At 41.2% G+C, this 23,477-nt stretch carries 14 protein-coding genes; 6 read left to right on the top strand and 8 right to left on the bottom strand.

The window, feature by feature from the left end:
- Positions 1–11: 11 nt before the first annotated feature.
- The 3 genes from EHS15_RS17270 to EHS15_RS17260 all read right to left on the bottom strand — a co-directional run bounded on the left by EHS15_RS17270 (position 12) and on the right by EHS15_RS17260 (position 3,149).
- Positions 12–383, bottom strand: coding sequence for an LIC20211 family lipoprotein (locus EHS15_RS17270; RefSeq protein ID WP_135761843.1), 372 nt, complete (start codon positions 381–383; stop codon positions 12–14).
- A 126-nt stretch (positions 384–509) separates the two neighbouring features.
- On the bottom strand, positions 510–1,253 hold the full coding sequence (locus tag EHS15_RS17265; protein WP_135761842.1) for a LytR/AlgR family response regulator transcription factor: 744 nt from the start codon (positions 1,251–1,253) through the stop codon (positions 510–512).
- 12 nt (positions 1,254–1,265) lie between these two features.
- On the bottom strand, positions 1,266–3,149 hold the full coding sequence (locus EHS15_RS17260) for a 7TM diverse intracellular signaling domain-containing protein (protein WP_135761841.1): 1,884 nt from the start codon (positions 3,147–3,149) through the stop codon (positions 1,266–1,268).
- A gap of 87 nt (positions 3,150–3,236) precedes the next feature.
- On the opposite strand from EHS15_RS17260, the gene EHS15_RS17255 reads away from it, so the two are divergent.
- Both EHS15_RS17255 and eutC read left to right on the top strand, forming a co-directional pair.
- On the top strand, positions 3,237–4,625 hold the full coding sequence (locus EHS15_RS17255; protein WP_135761840.1) for an ethanolamine ammonia-lyase subunit EutB: 1,389 nt from the start codon (positions 3,237–3,239) through the stop codon (positions 4,623–4,625).
- On the top strand, positions 4,618–5,397 hold the full coding sequence (gene eutC / locus EHS15_RS17250) for an ethanolamine ammonia-lyase subunit EutC (RefSeq protein WP_135761839.1): 780 nt from the start codon (positions 4,618–4,620) through the stop codon (positions 5,395–5,397). The genes EHS15_RS17255 and eutC overlap by 8 nt, the downstream gene beginning before the upstream one ends.
- Here the strand turns inward: eutC and EHS15_RS17245 are convergent.
- Complete coding sequence (locus EHS15_RS17245; RefSeq protein ID WP_135761838.1) at positions 5,390–7,327, bottom strand: PP2C family protein-serine/threonine phosphatase; 1,938 nt, start codon at positions 7,325–7,327, stop codon at positions 5,390–5,392. The two genes, eutC and EHS15_RS17245, sit on opposite strands and share 8 nt — an antisense overlap.
- 295 nt (positions 7,328–7,622) lie before the next feature.
- On the opposite strand from EHS15_RS17245, the gene EHS15_RS17240 reads away from it, so the two are divergent.
- The 3 genes from EHS15_RS17240 to ahpF all read left to right on the top strand — a co-directional run bounded on the left by EHS15_RS17240 (position 7,623) and on the right by ahpF (position 10,810).
- Positions 7,623–8,531 (top strand): hydrogen peroxide-inducible genes activator, encoded by a 909-nt coding sequence (locus EHS15_RS17240; RefSeq protein ID WP_135761837.1) that lies wholly within the window; start codon positions 7,623–7,625, stop codon positions 8,529–8,531.
- A 101-nt stretch (positions 8,532–8,632) separates the two neighbouring features.
- Entirely contained in the window at positions 8,633–9,196 is a 564-nt protein-coding gene (gene ahpC / locus EHS15_RS17235; protein ID WP_135761836.1) for an alkyl hydroperoxide reductase subunit C, read from the top strand.
- Between the two features lie 54 nt (positions 9,197–9,250).
- Positions 9,251–10,810, top strand: a complete 1,560-nt coding sequence (gene ahpF, locus EHS15_RS17230; RefSeq protein ID WP_135761835.1) for an alkyl hydroperoxide reductase subunit F — start codon at positions 9,251–9,253, stop codon at positions 10,808–10,810.
- Between the two features lie 26 nt (positions 10,811–10,836).
- Here the strand turns inward: ahpF and EHS15_RS17225 are convergent, their stop codons facing one another.
- The 4 genes from EHS15_RS17225 to EHS15_RS17210 all read right to left on the bottom strand — a co-directional run bounded on the left by EHS15_RS17225 (position 10,837) and on the right by EHS15_RS17210 (position 18,212).
- Entirely contained in the window at positions 10,837–12,285 is a 1,449-nt protein-coding gene (locus tag EHS15_RS17225) for a PilZ domain-containing protein (protein WP_135761834.1), read from the bottom strand.
- Positions 12,257–14,044: a PP2C family protein-serine/threonine phosphatase gene (locus EHS15_RS17220; RefSeq protein ID WP_135761833.1), complete on the bottom strand. Its 1,788-nt coding sequence runs from the start codon at positions 14,042–14,044 to the stop codon at positions 12,257–12,259. Before EHS15_RS17220 ends, EHS15_RS17225 begins: the two co-directional genes overlap by 29 nt.
- Before the next feature lie 268 nt (positions 14,045–14,312).
- Positions 14,313–16,313, bottom strand: a complete 2,001-nt coding sequence (locus tag EHS15_RS17215; RefSeq protein ID WP_135761832.1) for a PAS domain-containing protein — start codon at positions 16,311–16,313, stop codon at positions 14,313–14,315.
- A 249-nt stretch (positions 16,314–16,562) separates the two neighbouring features.
- Complete coding sequence (locus EHS15_RS17210; protein ID WP_135761831.1) at positions 16,563–18,212, bottom strand: helix-turn-helix domain-containing protein; 1,650 nt, start codon at positions 18,210–18,212, stop codon at positions 16,563–16,565.
- Between the two features lie 143 nt (positions 18,213–18,355).
- Between EHS15_RS17210 and EHS15_RS17205 the strand changes: the two genes are divergently transcribed.
- Complete coding sequence (locus tag EHS15_RS17205) at positions 18,356–23,473, top strand: alpha-2-macroglobulin family protein (RefSeq protein ID WP_135761830.1); 5,118 nt, start codon at positions 18,356–18,358, stop codon at positions 23,471–23,473.
- Positions 23,474–23,477 lie beyond the last annotated feature (4 nt).

Below are 23,477 nucleotides of genomic sequence, written 5' to 3'. Positions count from 1 at the left end.
AAAAATCCGTCCTATTTTTTCCCTTTAGGAGGAGTGCCGCCGGAGAATTTAACCAAGTCCCCTTTGATTCCGAACCTGTGTCGGATCACCGGGCCGAAGATCGATTTATCGTTCCAGTAACGGATGTTAACAACCGCATCCGCATCTTCTCCTGCCAGCATTTCCGTATAAATTTCGTCGATAGGAGGGTTGCCGGTAGACATTGCGAAGAGGATGATATCGAAAGAATACCATGTAAAAGTTTTATCTACGGATTTGACAGTTTCATAGGGAATATTCGCTAGAGGACGATTGCTTGCGGCTACGCCTACAGAGGAGGAGGCACATCCTTGCAGGAAAAAATAAGAAGAAAAAAGGCAAAGGATGAGAGTTGTTTTTTTCATTTGAGAATCTCCGGTTGGAAGAAAAATGTTCCGGTGGAAGGTTCTCTGTCAACGGTTAATTCCGATTAACTGGGATTAACTACGAGATGGGGAATGAACGCTATTTATGAAGGAGTGAAATTCTTTTCAGCCGAGTCCCAAGGCATCTTTCAAGGTCTGAGCGAACGATCTGCCCACGGGAAGAACGGTCTCATCTTCGTTTTTCAACTGCACAGTATAAGCGCCTCCTTTGTCATAACGCAGACTTGTCACAAAATTCAGATTCACTAAGTAACCTTTGTGGATACGGATGAATTGTTTGTCCGGCAGTTTTTCTTCCAGCTCTTTCAATAGTTTTGCGGTTTCGTAATCTTTCGATTCGGTATGAATGACGGAAGATTTATTATTGGCGGAGATAAAATGAATTTCTTCGTAAGCAAGTATATGAGTGGCGGATTCGGAACTGAAACTTAGATGAGTGCCTGTTTCTTGGATCTGTTTGTTGTTCGTTTCCGCATCTTTCCAGAATCGAAGCGCTTTATCCACGGACTTTCTGAATCGATCGAAGGAAAAAGGTTTCAGCAGATAGTCGAGAGCCTCCAGATCGAATGCTTGTACCGCAAATTCACTGTAAGCGGTTGTAAGTATAAAAAATGTTCCCGAACGAGGAACTGATTTGATGATTTCGATTCCGGACATGGCTGGCAGGTTGATATCGATGAACACCAAATCGAAGTTCTTTTCTTTCATCAATTGCAAGGCCTTCGCACCGTCTTCTGCGATTCCCGCTAGTTTCAGTTCGGGACAGTTCATCACATAATCCATCATCAGCATACGTGCAGGATATTCGTCTTCGATGATCAGAACCGAATATATGTGATCTTCTTGCATATTTAGATGAAATTAAATGAGTCCGTATACTTTCAATCTTTCTTCTCTTCCTCTCAGCTCTATTTCTCCCAAAGACTGCATCGAATTTTTGTTTATGTCGGTGAGAAGTTCATAAGCGGTTTCGCTCATCAGGACTGTCACTCCTAACTCTTTCGTTTTTCCTTCCAATCGGGAAGCGGTGTTGACTGTATCGCCGATCAAAGTCCCGTCCATTCTGCTTTCTTGTCCTATTGTTCCTATGAGAACTTTACCGTAATGAATTCCGATTCCGATTTTAATCTTAGACTCTCCTTCTTCTTGTCTCTTTTTATTGAATTCTTCCAATCCAATTAACATATCTTTTGCGGCAAGAAGCGCATTGTTCGGAGAATTCGGAAAAAAAGCCATAATCGAGTCGCCGATGTATTTGTCTATATAACCTGATTTTCTTTCAATGGAAGGAGCGGTGAAGCGCATAAACGCATTCAGAAAATCGAATGTGAATCTGGGATTTAATTTTTCGGAGATGGAAGTGAAACCGCGTATATCCAAAAATAAGACAGCCACTTCTCCGTCGACTGCATCTCCCAAAGAAACTTCTCTTACATCCGACTTATTGAGCAAAGGAATGATTTGAGACGGAAAGAATCTTGAGAAGGCTTCCGTTAGGCTTTTCTGTTCTTCTAAAGACTTTGCCTGAATTTCCTGTTTTTCCTTTTGTATGAAATTGATTCTATCCGCAAGTGATAGGGAAAGGAATACCGCTTCCAAAACGGAACCTATCTGTAAGGAATAATTGGTAAGAAAATGATAAGGAAGGATTCCGAAATTCCTGAGTCCCACTACCAATGCTCCAACTAACACGATGGAGGAACCGATCAGAAAGAATCTGGCTTCGTTGTAACCTTTCGACCAGGCGTATAAGGAAACTCCGAATAAGGTAAGGGATCCGACAGATGTAAGAAGAACTCCCGTAGAAACGGAAAATCTGTAAAACCCGAAAAAGGCAGGGATCATGGATAGAGCCGCAATGGAAGCAACGGTGCTAAGATAGATATAAATCTTAGGCATTCTTACTTTTGCTTCTACGAACTTCCTTGCGAAAAGAAGGAGAAATGTAGAGACTAAACTGATGGAAACAGGGAAACACATATCCGCGTAACTCGGTGAATTCGGAAATATGTAAATATGAGTGTATCCCCAGATGCTTGCCTGCACCAGGGAAAGAAAAAATATATAAAGTATGTAATAGAGATAACTTCTATCTTTAATGCTGAAAAATAGAAATAAATTATAGAAAAAAACGACTCCCATCACTCCGAAGTAAGCCCCGAACCAAGTGGAGCGGAGAGAATCTTCCTCCAAATAAGTTTCCTTTTCCCAAAGATGCAGAGGAAGAAGCAAGGATCCTTGGCTTTCGAATCTCATGATCAAGTCGTAGTGTCCTGTTTCCGTCAGAGGGAGAGGAAAGAAAAAATTTCTATGTTTTAAGAATCTTTCCGAAGCGGGCAAACCTCTCCCTGCATGGATTTTTGAAATTTCTTTTCCGTCTTTAAACAGGAAAAGATCTATGGAATCGATTAAGGAAACCAGTTCTAGCCAAAGATCTGTTTGGTTGCCTTCTTCGATTTCGATGGACCAATGAACCCAATAAGCATGAGGAGAATATCCGAACCCCAATTGCCCTTTTGTTTTGTTTCCGTTCTCATTGTTTTGAATTTGCTGACGGATGGATTCGATCGTTTCCTTTTTGTCTTTATCTTCCCAATAGGTAGCGAAAGATGCCAGGTTTAAGTTCCCTGTTCCTTTTTTCCAATGAATGGAAGAAACCGGCTCCCCTTGAAGAGAAAACGCGACGGAGAAAAATAGGAGGAATAAGGCTAGGCGGTTTCTGAAATAAATTTCCGATGATTTCATAAAATTTGCATAATTTTACAGATCTCTTTCCTTCACTCAATCCTTTTTGTACTGTCCTTTTTCGGAAAATCGGTTAGATCAATATATATGTTTCGCTCTCGGATTGGCAATTTTCAGTTTCAGTTTCCCGATTTAAAAACCCTTTTGGCTAAGGCAAGTCCTCTCAGATCCGGAGATCAACTGGCGAATGTAGCGGCGGAGTCGGGGCAAGAGAGGGTTGCCGCACAGTTTTGTTTGGCGGATCTCCCTTTGGATCATTTTTTGAAAGAAGAGATTCTTCCGAGTGAAACGGACGAAGTGAGCGCACTCATTCAAAAACAATTCGATCCGGTTGCGTTTCAGAAAATCAGTCATTTAACAGTGGGAAGTTTAAGAGACTGGATTCTTTCCGAGGATTGTAAAACGGAAGATTTGACTGCGGTTCGTTACGGGCTCACTCCCGAGATGGTGGCTGCGGTTTCCAAAATCATGGCTCTGCAGGATCTAATCCTCGCCGGGAAAAAATGCAGAGTCGTCACGGCATTCAGAAATACCATCGGTCTTGAGAATCGACTTTCTGTTAGGTTGCAGCCGAATCATCCCACGGACGACAGCGCAGGAGTGGCGGCAAGCATACTCGACGGACTTCTTTTAGGAGCAGGAGACGCAGTGATTGGAATCAATCCCGCCACGGACAATCTGCCCACTTCGAGAAAACTTCTTCACTTAATGGACTCCATTCGAACTAAATACGAGATGCCTGTGCAAACTTGCGTCCTCAGCCATGTGACTACTTCGATGGAACTTATGAACGAGAATGCGCCTCTCGATTTGGTGTTTCAATCCATCGGAGGAACCCAAAAATTAAATGAAAGTTTCGGGATCAATCTTTCTCTTCTGAAAGAAGCATACGAACAGGCATTGTCTCTAAAAAGATACACCGTAGGAAACAATGTGATGTATTTCGAAACGGGACAAGGAAGTGCACTTTCCGCAAACGCACACTTCGGGATCGACCAGCAAACATTGGAAACGCGAGCCTACGCCGTGGCGAGGGAATTTTCTCCTTTACTTGTGAACACTGTGGTCGGTTTCATCGGACCGGAATATCTATTCAATGGAAAACAAATCATCCGCGCCGGTTTGGAAGATCATTTTTGTGGAAAGATATTGGGACTTCCTATGGGAGTTGATATTTGTTATACGAATCATGCGGATGCCGATGCGGACGATATGGATATGCTTTTGACTCTTTTGGGAGTCGCAGGATGCAATTACATCATGGGAATTCCAGGATCGGATGATGTGATGTTATCTTACCAAAGTACCTCTTTTCATGATGCTTTGTATTTGAGGCAGTCGTTAGGATTAAAGCCCGCTCCCGAATTCGAAGCCTGGCTGCAAAAGATGGGGATCACAAAAGAAAACCATCTTCCTGCAACAAACTTCGATTCTACGAAACTTCTTTCTTCATTTTCCGGAGGATTCCATGAGTAATTCGAATGCGAAAACACCCTGGGAAGATATGAAACGATTTACTTCCGCCAGGATAGGTCTTTCCCGTTCAGGAGGTTCTCTTTCCACAAAAGAGATGTTGCAATTAAGATTCGATCATGCAGGAGCCAGAGATGCGGTTTGGAACGCCTGCGATTGGAAAGAAATAGAAGAAAAACTTTCTTCTTGGTTGCCTGTGATTTCTTTACATTCTGCAGCAAACTCAAGACAAGATTATCTCTTACGGCCCGACTTAGGAAGAAAACTGGAGGAAACATCCCTTCAAACTTTGCGAAAATTTCCCAACTTACAAAAAGAATACGATCTTTCCATTTCCATCGTGGACGGGCTTTCTCCTTTGGCTGTGGAAAAAAACGTAGTCCCTTTTCTGGAATACTTACGCCCTCAGTTGACAGAGTTGTTTCCTAAAATCGCTCCTCTCGCATTTGTTACGAACGGAAGAGTCGCCATAGGAGATCAAATTTCGGAATCACTTTCCGCCAATATGACAGTGGTTCTGATCGGAGAAAGACCTGGACTTACTACTGCGGACAGTTTGGGAGTTTACATCACATATCAAAGTAAATCGGGGACTACGGACGAAAGAAGAAACTGTATCTCTAATGTAAGGTTAGGTGGTCTAAGTTATGAAAGAGCGGGGGCCAAACTGATCTATCTTTTGAAAGAAGCGCTTTCCCAAAAGATATCCGGAGTTTTATTGAAAGATAGGATGGTGGAAGGGATCGCAGGAGAAGAACAAAACAAACTTAGGTGATTTCTATGAGCACATAGGTAACATCGTCTTTCAGTTCTTCATCCGAGTAATCGGAAATTTCTTTCAGAACCAGTTCGGAGACTGTTTGGATTTCTTTCGTTTTCGATTTTTTTAAGATGCGAAGCAGATTCGCTTCTCCGAACAATTTACCTTCCGCTCTCGCTTCCGTGACCCCGTCCGTATAAAAGAAAAATCTGTCTCCTTTCGTGATGTTTTGAGACCAGTTTTGGTATTGAAACGTTTCTCTCCAGCCCAGGATGGATCCTTTCAAGTTCAAAAATTGAAACTTGGATTCGAACTGATTGTAAATCAATGGATTCGGATGACCCGCAGAAGAAATGATCACCTGGTTTTTTTTCGTATCAAATAACGCACAAGAGGCGGTGATGAAGTATTTACTTACTAGAAAGATGAGAGCTTGGTTCATTTTCAAAAGAACTTCCGCAGGGTTTTGGGTTTCTTTGGCACTTTCCCTGAATTGAACCTTTACCATAGAAGAAACAAGCGCGGCAGGAACTCCATGCCCCGCAACGTCCGCGATAAGAAATAATAATCGATGTTCGTCGACCTCGATCCAATCGTATAAATCTCCTCCTACCTGGGACATAGGAAGATAAGTGGCGCTAAGATTTAAGCCAGTTATGGAAGGGGCGTCTTTCGGTAGAAGATGACCTTGGAGTTGAGAGGCGAAAAAAAGATCTTGTTCCAGGCTGGAATTTTTCTTTCTCAGTTCCTCCGTACGGATCTGCACTCTCGCCTCCAAATCCTTAGTAAGAAGAGAAAGTTCTTTTTCGTTTTTAGCGTTTCGGAATGAGATCGTGATGGCGGAAAGAATCATCAAAATCAAAAAGCCGTATTGACTGAGATAGATGTTTTTACCGGAAGTAAGATCGATGATGATGTCGACGGTTCCGCATAAACTTAAAAGTAAAAAACCCGCACCGAGTATGTTTGCTTCCATTTTTTTTTGTTTTGCGGCTCTGTAAACGCTGACCACTACGAATGAAAAAACGAAGATCAGAGTGAATTCCCAAATTCGTAAAGCAATGATTCTTGAAGAATATTCTATATCGAAGATCTGTACGAAGGCCAAAAGGAAAATAATGGAGAGTAAAATCCATTCCTTCAGCCGAACCGGATCTCTGAAAATGGAATAATTAAATAATAATAAGGCGGCAGGAAGCAGAGTTTGGAATACGAAAAACACTCGAATCAGAGTATTGAATTCCAATTCAAAAACAGAGTGTGAAATGTTGAGAAGAGGGAGCCTCCACAAAACAAAACACATACTGGAGCATAACAGAAAAAAATTGGATCTAGGCTGTCTTCTGAGAAGGATCGAAAAGATTTGATAAGCTCCGATTCCGAAGAACAACATGATGATGCAGAAATCTCTTCCGTCTTCCCGAATGATATTGTTTCTGATCAATTCATAATTTCCGATTTGAGGAATGCTTCGGAAGATTCCTCCCGGAAAGGTTTTGTTTTGATAAAAGATCTGAATGCGGATCGTATTGATTTCTCCTTTTTTCAGAAGAGAATCTGGAAGAAAATAGAGTCTTTTATAATACCAGTTAGGTGAATATTTGCCATCGTTCGGAAGAACTCCAGTGCCTCCGATCCATTTTCCGTTGAGAAAAATTTTATCTGCCTCTTGCACTCGATCCAGATAAATCCCGACGGCTGAAGTGATTTCTTCTTTCGGAAATAAAAAATGAACCTCATATACCCCGCTTGTAGGAGGAGGAAATCCTTGGGAAGACAGACTGTTTCCTACTTCGATAGAAACCGGCTTTCCATTCGGAAGTTCTTGGAACGTCCAACCATCTTTGAGAGAAGTTTTGCCAAAAGGATTGATGGGAATTGGTTCTTTTGCAATCAGACCAAGAGGTAAAATCAATAGGAGAATGTACAAACAAAAGGGCTGCATGGTCTAAAATTGGATCTTGAGTTTATGGCAAATATGTGTAAAAATCAAGACAAAATCCGCCCGGTTCGATTTTTCCGGCCGAAGAAAACCGATGTGCCGATTGCGGCAATCGATGCGTCGACCATACCAACCAATTTTCTCCTTTTCCTCTAAGATAGACTGGGAAAGATACCCAGCCGTATTGATTTTTAAAACAATCGGGACGGAATCGGAAAGGAAATTTAAAATATTCTGCTTGTATGTTTTTCTTTCGGATATTGTAGAATGAAAGTTAGCTTTCGATTCCTTTTTTATCATGACAATCACTCAATTGAGATACATAGTCGCCCTCGATCTATACAAAAATTTCGCTAAAGCCGCAGAACAGTGTTTAGTTGCACAACCTACCTTGAGTCTTCAGGTGCAAAAAGTGGAACAGGAATTGGGGTTTTCCCTGTTCGACCGCAAAAAAAATCCGATCGTTACCACTAAATTGGGCAAAGAGGTCATCGAGCAGGCCAAACATACTTTGAGAGAAGCGGACAAATTGTACGAAATTGCAGGGCAGTTGAAGGACGAACCTACGGGAGATCTTTCCATAGGAGTGATTCCTACAGTTAGTAATTATTTGATTCCCGGAATTTATCGAACTTTGCAGACGGAACTCAGCCAAGTGCATTGCCGTATCTCTGAGCTGCCAACTTTGTCCATCATAGAAAAGCTGGATAAAGAAGAGATCGACATAGGGATCTTGGCAACTCCATTAAAAATTCCTAATATTGTGGAACAGCCTCTTTATTACGAACCGTTTGTGGTCTATTATCCGGAAGGTGTGAAGGAAAAATCCAAAACAGTGACTATGAAGAATATCGAAAAATATCCTCTTTTGGTTTTGGGGGAGGAACATTGTTTTCGACATCAGTCTTTGAAGATATGCAATCATAACTCTCTTGCAAAAATCGAAAGTGGAAGTGTGGAAACTCTTAGGAGGATGGTCGATTTAGGAATCGGAGTCACCTTACTTCCCAAACTCGCCGTTACGGAAACATCGGAAAGAGTCGTTCCTTTTGCTTCTCCCGAACCGGCAAGAGAGATCAGTATCGTTTACAAACACGGATTTTATAAGAATAAAATCTTACGGAAGTTAAATGAGATCATTCTAAAGCAGATTCCAAAGGAGTTTCATTCCAAAGAAAAATTTAAAATCATAGGAATCTCTCTTTAGTTCCCAGTTTCATAGTTTTTATAAATCTTATCATTTATACTATTTATTTTACAAATGTCTCTATTCGGACTATATTTATCTCATAAACCAAGGAGATGAATATGTCGAACATCAACCAACAAATCCCCGAATTCAGCGTGGAAGCTTTCCACAACGGGGCTTTCAAAAAAATCAGCAAAAAAGACGTATTGGGAAAATGGTCCGTTTTCGTTTTTTATCCTGCGGACTTTACTTTCGTCTGCCCGACTGAACTCGGCGATGTAGCGGATCATTACGCAGAACTGCAAAAGATGGGAGTGGAAGTGTATTCCGTTTCAACGGACACTCATTTCGTTCATAAAGCTTGGCATGAAGCGAGTGATACCATCAAAAAAATCAAATTTCCAATGTTAGGTGATCCTGCCGGAGTGATTACAAGAGGATTCGGAGTGATGATCGATGATGCCGGTCAGGCTCTTAGAGGAACTTTCGTGATCAATCCGGAAGGACAAATCAAAACTGCCGAAATCCACGATTTGGGTATCGGGCGTTCTGCGGAGGAATTGGTGAGAAAAGTACAAGCCGCTCAGTATGTCGCACAGAATGACGGAGAAGTTTGTCCTGCGAAATGGAAGCCTGGTTCCACAACTTTGAAACCTGGTTTGGATTTGGTAGGCAAAATCTAGATACAATAATCCCGGGCCGTTTCGCGGTCCGGGCAATACAACGGGAGAGAATTTATGTTAGATGAAGGAGCAAAAAATCAAGTAAAGGAATATTTCGAAAAAATTCAAACGGATGTTAGTTTGCAATTGAAGGAAGGTGATCATCCCAGTAGAGGCGAACTGATTTCGTTTTTGGAAGAAATTGTTTCCCTTCATCCCCGTCTAAGTCTTGTTCATGGAAATGAGAAGGGGTCGGGAGTCGATTTCTCCGTTCTGAAGAACGGTGTTTCCACGGGAATCGTGTTTTCAGGTGTTCCGGGAGGACATGAATTTAGTTCGTTGGTTCTTGCGATTTTGCAAGCGGGAGGAAATCCTCTCAAGCTGGAAGAAGGTATGCAGAAAGCCTTAAGGAACATAGAAGAAGATCTGCAATTTGAGACTTATGTTTCTTTGGACTGCCATAATTGTCCTGAAGTAGTACAGGCGTTAAATTCTTTCGCATTGATCAATCCGAACATCAAAAACAGAATGATCGACGGAGCTTTGTTTCCGGATCAAGTGAAAGAAAAAAACATACAGGGCGTGCCTGCCGTTTATTTGAACGGACAAAGATTTCTTTCCGGCAAAGCGGAAAGTTCAGCTATATTCGATAAACTGATGGAGATGTTTCCGCCTAAACAAAGTTCTTCCGGAAACATAGAAACCATTGAAAACAAAGAAGTGTATGATGTGACCGTAATCGGAGGAGGGCCTGCAGGAGTCACTTCCGCAGTTTATTCCGCAAGAAAAGGTTTAAAAGTTCTGATGATAGCAGACAGAGTCGGAGGGCAAGTCAGGGATACTATGGGAATCGAAAATATGATCTCCCTTCCTTACACGACAGGCCCCGAACTTTCCAACACACTTCTTTCCCAATTGGAGAATCATAATATTTCCAAAAAGGAAAATGTAAAGGTGCAAAAGATAGAGGACGGAGTTGTGAAAAAGATCGTTCTCAATACGGGGGAAGTCATTCAAACCAAAACGGTCATTTTATCTACGGGAGCAAAATGGAGAGAATTGAATGTTCCGGGAGAAAAGGAAAATATAGGAAGAGGAGTCGCTTACTGCCCTCACTGTGACGGCCCTTTTTTCAAAGGAAAAGATGTTGCTGTAGTAGGAGGAGGAAACTCTGGAGTGGAAGCCGCTTTGGATCTGAGCGGTATCGTCAACTCTGTCACCATACTCGAATTCGGTGGAAAATTGAACGCGGACCAAGTTTTGTTGAACAAAGTGAGCGAGTCTCCCAATATTCGCACCGTCACTTCCGCTCAAACCACCCGCATCGAAAGCGATGGGGACAAGGTAACAGCTTTGGTATATAAGGACAGAAATTCGGAAAAAGAAGAGTCTCTTTCCTTGGACGGAGTGTTCGTTCAGATAGGTTTAGTACCGAACAGTAGTTTTGTGAAAGATATCCTGGAAGTAAACCGATCCGGAGAGATCGTAGTGGATGAAAAATGCAGAACCAATGTGGAAGGAATTTTCGCTTGTGGAGATGTCACTCAAACCCCTTACAAACAGATCATCATTGCGATGGGAGAAGGCGCTAAGGCTGCCATTTCCGCTTTCGAATATCTGCTTCACAAAAACTAAACGGAGAAAGGCCGCCGAAAAGCGGCCTATTCTTTCGTAAGATGAAAGAATTTTTGAGGCAGAACGTCGCTGACAACGTCGATTCGTTTCGGGCCGGACAGAGTGTCCGCAAAACTGACAAGCTCTTCATCGGTTCGATAGATGAGGCTCCAATCCATCACTTCCATAATTCCAATTTCGTCCGAGTCTGAGGAAAAATTTCCCAGGAAGATCTCTCCTTTGGGTTTGAGGAGAGGATAAAGATGGTTGCATATCTTTTGTGCGGTTCTTGTTTTGATGTAATCGAAAAGACCGGCGGAATAGATCAAATCGATTTCGGTGTGTTTGACGAACTTACCTGGATTTGTCGCAAAACGGGAAATTTCGATATTCAAACAATGGAAGTCCAATTGTTTTTTCGTTTTCAAAAGAGCGATTCGAATCCCGTGTTTCGCTTCCGTGATGGCACGAGGGTCCTGGTCCAAAAGATAAATGGTGAGTTTATCGAGAAGGGAAGGGTCCGTGTTTTGAATGAGAGTGACCACTTCTCTGGCGGGGCCGCAGGCAATGGAGAGAACATAAAGCCTGGATTTCGTTTTTTTCAAACGATCCAATATGTTTCTGTAAAAAAAGTTTTGTCTATGGAAGACCGCTTGTGCGGATTTGAGATTCAAAGTGCATTTGTGAATGCTTTTTCCCAACAGGTTGGTTCCTTCCGTACTGTCCCTGTAAATGGAATCCATCATTTCGAAGTCTCCCGCATAACCTAACGGTTTTGTGGTCGCTCTTTTGATAAAGGGATCTAAAAATAAAATTTCTCTCAATTCGTGACGAATGTAATCGAAGTTATATTTGATCTCTTTTTCGGAAAGAGAGTGATAGAGTTCGTTCGATTTTTTCTTCAAAAATTCGTAAATGGGTTTGAGAAGCTGATAAGTGGCTTTGTAAATCTCTTCTTTCAGATTGTAAGCTACCGCATATTCGTAGTCGTTCAAGCCAGATTCCAGTTCGGACAATAAGGGGAGAACCATCTTGATTTTTTCTTTGGTTTGAAACACAAGAGATAAAGTGTCGTTATGCGGAACGACAGGCTCTTGAGAATCGATTCTATTTTTGATTCCCACGAGAGAATCGTGTAATGTGCGGAATAAGTCCAAGTGAATGGGGGAGTCGAATTGAATCCCGTATTCCCATCCTGTATCTTTTTTCTTCTCCCATCGGATCACTCCGCTTAGGCTTCGATTGTATTCCAATACGTCCGTAGAAATGCTCATTTCCAAGACGGAGCCTATTCTTTCGTCTATGGGGAGAGGAGTTTCCAGGGAAATTCTAGTTCCGTATTTGGATATGTCTCCGAGAACACATTCTATATTGCAATTGTTCCCGTTTAAGCTGTTTATTTTATACTTACATTCGTAAGACGGAACAAAAACCTCTTCTTTGGGAAGTTGTTTTTCCGTTTCTTTGTCAATTTGATTGGATGAGGTTTTTTCCATTATGGTTCTTCAATTTCCCTAGTAGATTGATTGCAATTTGATTTTGAGGTTCCGACATAAAAACGTCGTTTAACAAAGACTCGCATCTTTCCCTTTCTCCCAATCGTCTGTAAGAATCGGATAAGACTAACAAATTGTTGATGTGGGCGGGATTTCTGTAACGAAACCTTTCTCCGTATTCGACGGATTCTTTGTATTGTTTCGTTTTATTCAGATTCTTCGCCAAAAAATACAGATAGTTCGATTCCAAAGGATAAGAGTCTACAACTGATTTTGCATATTCGATTGCTTTTATGTTTCCTCCTTCTTTGATGGAACCGGAAACCATTTGTTTCAATTCGTCCAAAGAAACCGCTCTTGGCGAAGTGGGACCTTTGAATGTGATTTTCAAAAGAGAAAGATCGTCTATGATGTCTCCCGTGGATTCCAATTCCTGGACGATTTTTTTGATGTTTCCTTCTCCTTTCTCCACGATCTTCAGGAAAAAATCGACATCTTCCACCATAGCTTTGGCATTCAGATGAGGATCGAAAACCATCAGATCTTCTCTTCCGTCCGATCCGAGTATGATCTCGTCTCCCGGTTCCATTTGAAATAAACTCACAAAGAGTTTGCTGTTGACTTCCAACATACCTACTTTTCGGAAATAGAGCTGTGAATCCAGGAAGGAAGCTTTGCCGTCTCGATAGAGAACGGGGAAAGGATGTTCCGCATTGATATAATACATCAGGCCGATTTCCTCGTCGATGAGAGAGATCACCATGGAAATCATCATGGCACCGTCAAAACTTTCGAATGCCTTTTGAAGTTCGATGAGTGAATTTTTCAGCCAGCGTTCCGGGCATTGGTCTTGGAGAGTTTCCATCATCTTCGTTCTTTGGATCATGGAGTGGAAAACGGCACCGAATACGATAGCTCCTCCCGCTCCTTGGATGGATTTTCCCATGGCATCCGCATTCACTAAAACGATATAACGTTTGCCTCTTAAAGTGATGACGTTGGAAACACTGATATCTCCTCCGATCTCTCTATTCCATGTTTTGAAAGTGAATTTCTTTTTTTGATTCGTATAGAATTCTACATTGATGTTGTCGCTTTTTGCCAGGTTTAAGCTGAGCGGTTGTAAGACGAGGGAAGTGAGAAAATAATCTCCGTCTTGTTGTGATTTCAGATTGCTGATCAAATCCATTTTTTCGAATTCGGATTTGGTAAGAGAGAATTTGAAATGAGCGATCGTGACGGAAATGATGATGGTTCCCGACATGAAATATAAATTATTGATGATGGATGTGATTTGGTATTCCGCATCCAAGAGCAAGTTCACGATGAGATATTGAAGGACTATGATCAGACTGTTCAGCGCACCTTTGAGTGCGTTCCAAGGAAGAAACAAATTCACTGCGATCAATACCAAATTGAGTCCCGCATAATAGGAAGATTCGAATCCTCCCAAACGAGTGGTCATAAGAGTGATGCATCCTCCTACTACGAAAGTAAACACATAGGCGTGGATGGCATTCAAAGGATGAGGAGGAGAATATTTGATAAGAAAAAATTGCCCTAAAACGATGAGACTTGCGACCGCTCTTAAGGTAAGAAAATAATAGAGGTTATCTTCCAGGTATTCTTTTGGAATGATAAAATAGTCCAAACCGCCGAAAATCGGTACTAAAGTAAAACCTAATACGCAGATAAGCTGGATCCATTTTTTTTCCAATTCCAAAATGAATTTTTGGAAACTTTGCTGCTGAGAAATCATTTGTCCGTCCTTGACTGAAAGAAAAATTCAAATTATTAGAATAATACAAAAGAACTATGTACTTTTCTGTGTTAGGTTGGTACGCCTAACTCGTTTCTAAATGGTTCGGATATTTTATTTTTGTGACGGGGGAGGTCAAGGAAATAATAAATTTGAATGGGTTAGGCGGCGCAGGAACTCCGTTTTGCGGAGATTGCGTCAAACCTGTGGCAGGTTTTAGATTTTTTCCTAAGAATTTACAAAGATTGTACGATGCAAAAATGAAATTTTATAAAGAAGGAAGTCCCATCCAGGTTTGCACAACGGAATAAAGTTGTTTGGGAGAAATCGGTTTTGTAAGAAAATCGTTCATTCCCGATTCCATCGCTTTTTCTTTATCACCTTTCAGTGTGCCCGCAGTGAGAGCGATGATGGGAGTCGGCTCTCCTATTTCCTTTTCCATTTCTCTGATTTCCCTTGTGGCAGTATAACCGTCTTTAATCGGCATTTGAATGTCCATCAGGATGAGATCCGGCTTCCAAATCAGATACTTTTCGATCGCTTCTTTTCCGTCGATAGCGTCGATGATCGTGAAATCGGGAAACTTCCTCTGTAGAAGAGTTCTGGCTAAGGACCTGTTCACATCATTGTCTTCCACGAGAAGGATTTTTTTCTTAGGGCTTGTTTCCGATTCTTCCGGAACGGATGAGGATCTTTCTTGTGCGGGCAGAGGAGACGCCGGTTCGGATGCGGTACCTTCGTCCTTTTCCGCCAAAGGCAGATCCAAAATAAAATAAAACTCGGAACCTTTCCCCGGTTCACTCTTCAACTGCAAATGAGAATTCATTTTTTCCAAAAGGCGGCTGGAGATGGCAAGGCCGAGCCCTGTTCCTCCGTATTTACGAGTGATGGAGGAATCCGCCTGGGAAAAGGATTCGAAGAGTTTCGCACGTACATCATCCCCAATTCCGATCCCCGTATCGATCACAGCAAACCGGATCTGAGCTCGTTGTTTCGCATCTTCTTTCTGCTGTAAGCCGACGGATAGAATGACCGAACCTTCGTTTGTAAATTTAAGAGCATTGCTCAGCAGATTGATCAAAACTTGCCTGACTCGTAAAGGATCTAATTTAACGAATCGGGGGACTTCATTTTCTATTTCCAAACTCAGCTTTAGTCGTTTGGATTCCGCAGTATAACGGACGATATCAACCGTATTACTGCTGATTTTTCTCAGATCGACGCCTAACTCTTCTAATTCGAGTTTGTCTGCTTCGATTTTGGAGAAATCAAGCACTTGATTCACAAGTTCCAAAAGATTTTTTCCGGACAAATAAACATTTTTGATGTATTCTTGCTGGATGGCATTCAATCCGGATTGAAGCATGAGTTCCGAGAAACCGATGATTCCGTTCAAAGGAGTTCGGATCTCATGACTCATATTCGCAAGAAAAAGTCCTTTTGCTTCGTTGGCAGCTTCCGCCATCTCTTTGGCTTCGATCAGGCTTTCCGCGATCTTTTTTCGTTCCGTTAGATCCATATTGGAACCGCTGACACGAATCGCTTTTCCGTTTTCGTCCCGAACAATATGTCCTCTGGATAAAACGGGAATATAATGACCGTTTTTGTGACGAAAGCGACATTCTATTTCATAACTTTCCACTTGGGATTGAAGTGCATTTTCGAAGATGTGAAGCGTATGTTCCCTGTCATCTTCATGAACCATTCTGGTCCAAAGCAGTTCTTCCGGCTCCAATTCATTCGGAAGATATCCCAACATCCTCCACCATTTGGGAGAATAAAACAATTCGTTTTTCGCGAGATTCCAATCCCACCATCCGTCCGAGGAACCTTCCAAAACGAGATTGTATCTTTCGTTGGATTGTTTGAGAGCCAACTCGACTAATTTTTGTTCTGTGATATCTGAAATGATTCCGTCGACTCGAAAGGGAGTCCCTGATTCGTCTAATATAAGTTTTGTTTTACTTCGGATGTAACGGGTCTCTCCGTTCGCTTTTACGATTCTGTATTCGATCGTCAGATGTTTGTTTTCTTTCAGGTCTTTTTTTGCCTGATCGATCCAATCCAGTTTTTCGTCAGGATGAATCAGAGAGATCCATTGTCCCGCATCCCCTAAAAATTTTTCTACCGGGTAACCTGTGAGTTTCTCTACGGAAGGAGTCATAAAAGTGATTTTATATTCAGGATAACTGGCGGAATAGGCGACTTCTTCCAACGAATAGAGTATGCTGCTGATGATATCGTTATCGTATTTCAGAGGAGGGGTCATATTTTGCGGCCCCTGTGCAAAGAAAGCCTAGTCTAATATGGGCTCTGTTTTTTAAATTTGTGTCAATATATTTCATCCGAAAGAAATTGGGAGGATGAAAGGTTCGGCGGGCTATAGGAAAAATGCCACGAGAACCTAGGTTCTCGTTAGCAAGGTGTGTTTGTGAGGATGTGAAAGTTTCCTTTCCATCCATTTCATTCTCGCACGAATTCCATTTTCGGTCGTCCTGGCTTTAAAATTCGGACTATTTTATTGGCGTTTTCCCGATTTTCTGTACTGCCCAGGGGTCATTTTTGTCTGCTTTTTGAAGGCTTCGTGGAAGGTCGATTTGGAAGAAAAGCCGGATTCGAAGGCGATTGTCAGAAGGTTTTTTTCGGGGAACTTTGCGATTTCCGCCTTACAGTGTTCGATCCGCCATTCATGGGTATAGGAAACGAAATTGGTGTTCAGAACCGTACTGAAAAATTCGGTCAATCGGAACGGTGCGATCTTTAAAAGAGAGGCCAAGTCTTCCAAACGAAAGTCTTCTTCCAGGTAAGGTTTTCTCACTTCCATAATCTCTTTGAGTTTATGAAGCAGATCGTCCTGATCGATTTCTTTTAGATTCGTTTTTTTATAATGTTTAGGCTGATCTTTTCGAATCGCATCCAAATCGATGGGAATTTCTTTCCTTCCGATATTCAAAACTTCGGAATTTACGGATATATAAAAATAATCCGGGCAGGCAAACCATAACAAGGCGTAGTGGAAAGGAATGTAAAACAAAAGTCCGTTGATGGAAACAAGTCCGAAAGGAAGATAACCCAGCTGATTTAGGAAGTGGACCGTATGGAACACAAAGAACAAGGTCCAGGAAAGAAGCAGATAGAAGATGCGGCTGTAACCTTTTTTATAGAGATAAAAACCGCAGACGAAGTTCAGGAGATTGGCGGCCAGGGAAACGTAAAAATATAAAATGAGATTCCATTGAAAATCTTTTATGAAAAAGGATGCCACCAAACATACGTAAGATAACGCTAAGGCCGAATTCAAGATCCTCCCGAAACTTCCCTTAAAATGGGAGTTGGAAGGAAAGTTGCGAAGGAATAAAAGCTGGAAAATCAGAATCGCCCAAAGAGAAGATTTGAGAAGCTGGTTTTGCAGATAAGGAGATTCTGGCCAGAGAAGTTCGTAAGAATTTCCGAAACCCACCCAGAAATAAAATCCCAAACTGAATATTTCCAAAATCGCATAGAGATAAAAAATCTTTCGAGTGAAATAAATCAGAAGCATCCCGTACAAAATCACTATGGAAATCAAAAACAATATGCTCCACTGCACTTGGTTTCTAAGGAGACGATTCAGATAATACCCGTCCAAAGTAAAAAAGCGGATCGGGAACTGGATCAAGGAATCCGTTTCCATTTTTGCATAAATGATCTTTTTTTCGTAAGGAGCCAAAGGGAATCGAAAGGACGGCTGGCATCCAACTAACGGATGTTCTTTCTTTGGGACCAGGTCTCCCGCTGTTTGGAAATCCCCGTCGTTTTTCAGGGAAACATTATTGGCGGTGATTCTGTTGATTTGGCAGGATCTAAAGTTGAGGACATAGATATTGAATTCGGGATCTTTGTTTTCTACGGAAAAACGGAACCAAATCGGCTGCGTTTGAAATCCTAAGTCCATAGATTCGCTGGCGACAGAAACCCATTCTTCGTTAGGAATTTTTTCCAGGGATTTCCAATTGTAGGAGGGGTTTACTAAATATTCGAAAGTTCCTACCGCATATTCCCTGCCTAAGGACTGGCTCAAAAAGAAAGAAGAGGGGACATCTTGTGCGCTTAAAGGTGCCAGGAAAAAAAAACAAATTATGAAATGAAGAAACCCGGGCAAAAAAGCTGAGGCGGAACTGAATTTCATAAATCTGTAGAATGTATTCTGATCCTTCGAACGGCAAAATAGCAAATCGAATTTTTATAGAAAGAATTTTCCGTAAAATAATCGCATTTATTTCATCAGGATTCGATTCTTTGCATATTCAAAATCCTTCGAGGATGACTGCCATGCTGCAAAAACGTTTTCTACTTCTATTCACATTCTTTTTCTTTTTTGAGTCCTGCGGACTCGTCGGCAATGTGTTTCGTAAAGTCACAAGAGTTCTGTTTCCCAAAGATTGCACCGTAGAAGTGAAGTTGGATACGGACGGAATCAAATATATGGACGATCTTTGGGACTATTCTTTCCGGCTTTCTCATCGAACTCCTGCAAGTGATTTTGTTTCTTCGGTTAAGTTCACTCCCGAGGCAAAATACTATAGAGATTTGACAGGATACAATTGGAGTGAGGATCGGTTTTCTTTGAGCCAATGGAATCTTCTTCCCGGAGTCGCCTATAAGGTGGAGGTTTCCAAGTTTTACAGCGAAGAGGATTGCAGGCACAGTGCGGCTGTACATTTTGAAATTCCATCTTTATCCTACAAACCGAGATTTTCTATCCATAGTGAAAATACGTTTGAGTCGGAATTGGATAAGGTTCTTCCCTTATCCGTTGCCAGCATAGAAGAGTTTAAAGTTCGTTATGCGGAAGTGAGCCCGCAGATTTTGATTCAGGCAGTTGGGGCTGCGGGAGAAAAATACAATCGCCACACTTCCGGTATTTCTTGGAAAACAAAAACATGGAAACCGGGAGAGAAGATCAATGCGAATCAAGATCAAGGAATGAACTTGGATTCTTATTTCGGATCAGCGGGCAAAAAATCTTGGATCGCATTGGAGTTAGGTGCGAATGTGATTGATGAAGAAGGAAAGGAAAAATTCAAAACGGAAAACATTTTCCTTCAATCTACCAATTTGGGGATCAGCGCTAAGGCCGATCAGGAAAAAGTTTACGTTTGGGTGAACACTCTTAGCAAAGCGATTCCCGTAGAAAAAGTAAAAATCGGATTTTACGAATCAGGAATTCAAAAAGGAAGCTGCGAAACGGATGTGAATGGTTACTGTTCTCTTTCCGCCTCAAATATTGTACAGGGAAAATCCCTGATCATCGCAGAACAAGGAGAGACGGATAAGGCGTTTCTATATTTAGGCGCGACAAAACTCTATCATTACAATTATTATGCGGATGGAAATTCGCTTCATGCAAAACTTTATTTCGATAGAAAGCTATATCGTCCAGGAGACAGGGTAGAGATCAAAACTTTTGCAGGTGAAAAAAGAAATGGGAGTTTTTTTCCTTATGGAGGCAGATCTCTCACCTTTAAATTAAAAGATTCCCGTGGTAAGGATATTTTAAGCCAAACGGCGGTTACTTCTTCTCAAGGAGGCGCTCATTTAAGTTATACGATTCCTAAGGATGCTCCTTTGGGTCATTACGGTGTTTCTGTCTATCCTACCGAGAAAATAGAAAACTATATTTCTTATGACAGCTTTCAGGTGGAAGAATTTCGACCTGTTAATTTTGCGGTTTCTGTAGAACTCAAACAGAAGGTTTTGATGAACGAACCTGTGAAGGGAAAAATTGAAGGAAGGTATTTGTTCGGCGCTCCTATGGCGAATGCAAATGCAAAGTATTCCCTATTGAAGAAAACGAAGGGAATTTATTTTCCGGATTTTTCTCAATATCATTTCGGCGGGTATTCGTATTACAACGACTATGAGGACGACTATTCCGAAGATTCCTCTGGATATATCACTGGTGAAGAAGCAGTTTTAAATGAAAAAGGGGAATTGGCCTTCGAACTTCCTTTGAAGTCTTTGGCAACGGAATTTTCTACGTCTGGAAGTTCCATTTCCATCAATTCTCCTTATCGGCTGTTACTTGAGGCTTCCGTGCTTGATGTGGACGGTAAATCCGTTACGAAAACGGAAGCTGTTGATTATTATCCTTCCGACTCTTTGGTCGGCATCAAATGTGACGACCGTTACCAAGGAATGGAAAAAAATTTCAAATTCGAATTAGTGACCGTTTCCCCCGAAGGGAAGCCTCTGTCTGGAAAGAACTTAAAAGCCTATATCATTTATAATGATTGGACCTCTGTTTTATCCAAAGGGATCGGAAAGTATTTTTTCAGATCCAATCAATTGGAAAAGAAAATCGTCGATACTAAGAACCTAACAACTGCCGGCGGTAAAGCTCGGTTCGACTATAAGGTAAAAGATTCCGGTAGTTATACTCTAATCGTGACCAATGAAGATTCAGTCTACAGTCGTATCGATTTTTATGCTTATCAAAAAGAAACATATTATACCTGGGATTTCAGGGGAGACGATTCGATCGAATTGAAATCTGACAAACAAATTTACTCCATCGGAGATAAGGCAAAAGTTATCATCAAATCTCCTTTTACGAATGCTCGCGCCATTGTAACAGTCGAAAGAGACAACGTTTATTTTTCCGAATCGTATCAAATGAAAGGAAATAGCCTTCCGATAGAGATTCCTATCGAAGCGAAGTATCTTCCTAATGTGGAAGTGAGCGTTTTACTTCTTACCGGGAGACAATCTCTCCCTAAAGACGCTTCTGAAGAAGACAAAAAAGAGTTCAATGAACAAGATTTAGGTGCTCCTAGATCGAAAACAGGTTATATCACTCTAAAGGTGGATACTTCCGGTAAAATAGCTCCTTTGGAAGTTAAAACAGATAGAAATGAATACAGTCCTAGAGATAAAGTGAAAATATTCATCAAAACGACTCCTCGCTCGGAACTAGTAGTTTCTGTTGCTGACAGAGGGGTTTTGGATTTAGTAGGTTATCAATTTACAGACCCAATTTCCGTCTTTTATAAGCTTTGGCGGAACATTGTAGATACTTTCGATCTAAGAGAACTCATCATCAAACATTACGCCTATCAAAATAAAGGTGATAGCCCCGGAGGAGATTATGGGGAAGAGGCAGGGGGAGGATTCGGTTTCGATTCGGAAAGCGGAATTAGAAAAGATTTCCGTCACACCGCTTATTGGAATCCGAGCGTGATTGCAGATTCGGATGGAGAAGCTGAACTCGAATTCACTCTTCCTGACAATCTAACTACTTTCCGTGTTATGGTCGCTTCTTCAAATAACGGTACCTATGCGGCAAAAAACAAAGAATTCAGGGTGAAAAAGAGTTTGGTTCTGCAGAAAACAGCTTCTAGATTCGTGCGTATCGGAGACGAATTAGAATTAGGTGTTTCCGTAACGAATAATACTGAAAAAAACGGTAAGTTCAAAGTCGATATTTCTTCCTCCCTTCTTTCTTCCCAAAAACCGGAAATATTGGAATTGAATGCAGGCCAGACAAAACAAGTGGTTCGGAAGTTTAAACTGACCAAAGAAGATTATCTAAAAATTTCGGGAAAATCTTCACCTGACTCCGAATTGGTGGCTACATACGACGTAAAGGCAGAACCTGTTTCTTATTCCGATTATCCCGATTTGAAAAAAGCAGATATTTCCGATCTATTGAGAGTTACAATCCCTATCAAGGAATTGGATCCTGTTGTTACGGAAAGAATCACTGGTTTTACGGATTCTTCTTATAAACAGCAGATTCGATTTCCTTCCATCGATTCTGTTCTGGCCGGTAAGATGAGTTTGAATGTGAATCTTTCTGCGACAGCTTTAACGGGAATTAGGAATGCTTTTGATTTTTATCAATCTCAGCCTTATTTCTGTATGGAACAAAGAACTTCTGCGTATTTAGTGACTATCAGCGCAGGGGAACTTCTGAAAGAATTCAAGTATTTCCCTCCTACAAAAGACTCTTATGATTTTAATCAGATCGAAAAACTCTTCTTAGATGAAATGTCAGAGTTTCAATATTCGGATGGAAGTTTCAGTCTTTGGAAACAGAAGTGGGGGCGTTCCGGTTATCCTTATTTGACTGCTTATGTGGCTCAGGCGATGCAATTGGGGAAGGAAAAAGGCTTTCGATCCAATGAGACTGCCATGAAAGAAGCGGTTAAATATTTAGAAAACTATGTTAAAAATCCTTATGAAAGCAAACAGGAGTCTTGGCAAACATTGAGTTTAATCTATTCCGTATTGGCGAAGGAGAAAAAGGATGTAACCGGTCTGCAAAAATCCTTGTTCGATAATTTTTCGAGTCTGAATCCTAAATCCCAATCGATTTTTCTTTTGGCGTATGCGGAAAAAAATAACATAAATCAGGTCTCTTCAGATTCTATTTTTAAAAAGCATTATGATTTGTTTTTAAAAAATATCATTTGGGAAAAAGATTCTGTTCGAGTCGTATCCCAAAAGGAAAATTATTGGGATTCTTACTATAGTCAGGCGACTGTTCTTTCCGGACTTTTAAAATTAATGATTCGAGTAGAATCAGAAAACAAAAAGATCCCCGAGTTGATTCGAAATATCATGATAGAAAGATCTACCGAATACTGGAGGGACAGTCATAGCTCCGGAAATTTAGCATTCGCTTTACGAGAGTATCGCAATCGTTATGAAGTCGGCGGTTCGGATACTGAGGGAGAGGTATATTTCGGAGAAAAGAATTTGATCAGTGAATCCTTTTCCGGTTCTTCTTCGAATCTATTACAGGAAGAGTTTTTCATAGATAGACTTTTTGATAAAAAACAACCGACACCTACCGATCTTTCTTTCCAGAGAAAAAGTACAGAAGGAAGGCTTTATTTTTCATCTAACATACGATATACTCCTGTAAAGGATGATCGCAAGGCGAGTTCGAATGGAATCAATGTGGAGAAAAAAATCTACAGAGTGGATGGAAGAAATGCAAACGGCGATCCTATTCTTAAAGAGACAGGTGATCAGATGCAGAGAGGAAAAACCTATCTTGTAAAGATTGCAGTGAACTCGGATGAGGATCGTCCTTTCCTGATGGTTGTCGATCCTATTCCCAGCACTGTAGAAGTTGTAAATACTTCCTTTTTAACCGAATCAAGAAGATCCGGCGAAAACACTCATAGTGATAGTTATGAGGGAGAGGAATATGAAGATGAAGGAGGATCTGTCTTTCAGATGAGTTATGGGGAATTCGAGGAATTCAGAGACGATCGGGTTTTGTTTTCAAGAGACCGCATCCATAAAGGTAAAACCGAATTTCAGTATTTTTTACGTCCTCTTGTAAAAGGAGTAGCTTTGAGTCCTGCTGCGGAAGTTTTTCTGATGTATCATCCGAGTATAAAGGCTAACACTTCTACCACCAAATTGAAAGTAGACTAAAAAG

It is taken from the genome of Leptospira idonii (assembly GCF_004770995.1).
Taxonomy (GTDB): Bacteria; Spirochaetota; Leptospiria; order Leptospirales; family Leptospiraceae; genus Leptospira_A; species Leptospira_A idonii.
Note: the sequence above shows the minus strand (reverse complement) of the source record. Positions and strands in the feature narration are given on the sequence as shown.

Coding starts and splice junctions, on each gene's coding strand:
- EHS15_RS17270 (WP_135761843.1), bottom strand. CDS start 383: ATGAAAAAAACAACTCTCATCCTTTGCCTTTTTTCTTCTTATTTTTTC.
- EHS15_RS17265 (WP_135761842.1), bottom strand. CDS start 1,253: ATGCAAGAAGATCACATATATTCGGTTCTGATCATCGAAGACGAATAT.
- EHS15_RS17260 (WP_135761841.1), bottom strand. CDS start 3,149: ATGAAATCATCGGAAATTTATTTCAGAAACCGCCTAGCCTTATTCCTC.
- EHS15_RS17255 (WP_135761840.1), top strand. CDS start 3,237: ATGTTTCGCTCTCGGATTGGCAATTTTCAGTTTCAGTTTCCCGATTTA.
- eutC (WP_135761839.1), top strand. CDS start 4,618: ATGAGTAATTCGAATGCGAAAACACCCTGGGAAGATATGAAACGATTT.
- EHS15_RS17245 (WP_135761838.1), bottom strand. CDS start 7,327: ATGCAGCCCTTTTGTTTGTACATTCTCCTATTGATTTTACCTCTTGGT.
- EHS15_RS17240 (WP_135761837.1), top strand. CDS start 7,623: ATGACAATCACTCAATTGAGATACATAGTCGCCCTCGATCTATACAAA.
- ahpC (WP_135761836.1), top strand. CDS start 8,633: ATGTCGAACATCAACCAACAAATCCCCGAATTCAGCGTGGAAGCTTTC.
- ahpF (WP_135761835.1), top strand. CDS start 9,251: ATGTTAGATGAAGGAGCAAAAAATCAAGTAAAGGAATATTTCGAAAAA.
- EHS15_RS17225 (WP_135761834.1), bottom strand. CDS start 12,285: ATGGAAAAAACCTCATCCAATCAAATTGACAAAGAAACGGAAAAACAA.
- EHS15_RS17220 (WP_135761833.1), bottom strand. CDS start 14,044: ATGATTTCTCAGCAGCAAAGTTTCCAAAAATTCATTTTGGAATTGGAA.
- EHS15_RS17215 (WP_135761832.1), bottom strand. CDS start 16,313: ATGACCCCTCCTCTGAAATACGATAACGATATCATCAGCAGCATACTC.
- EHS15_RS17210 (WP_135761831.1), bottom strand. CDS start 18,212: ATGAAATTCAGTTCCGCCTCAGCTTTTTTGCCCGGGTTTCTTCATTTC.
- EHS15_RS17205 (WP_135761830.1), top strand. CDS start 18,356: ATGCTGCAAAAACGTTTTCTACTTCTATTCACATTCTTTTTCTTTTTT.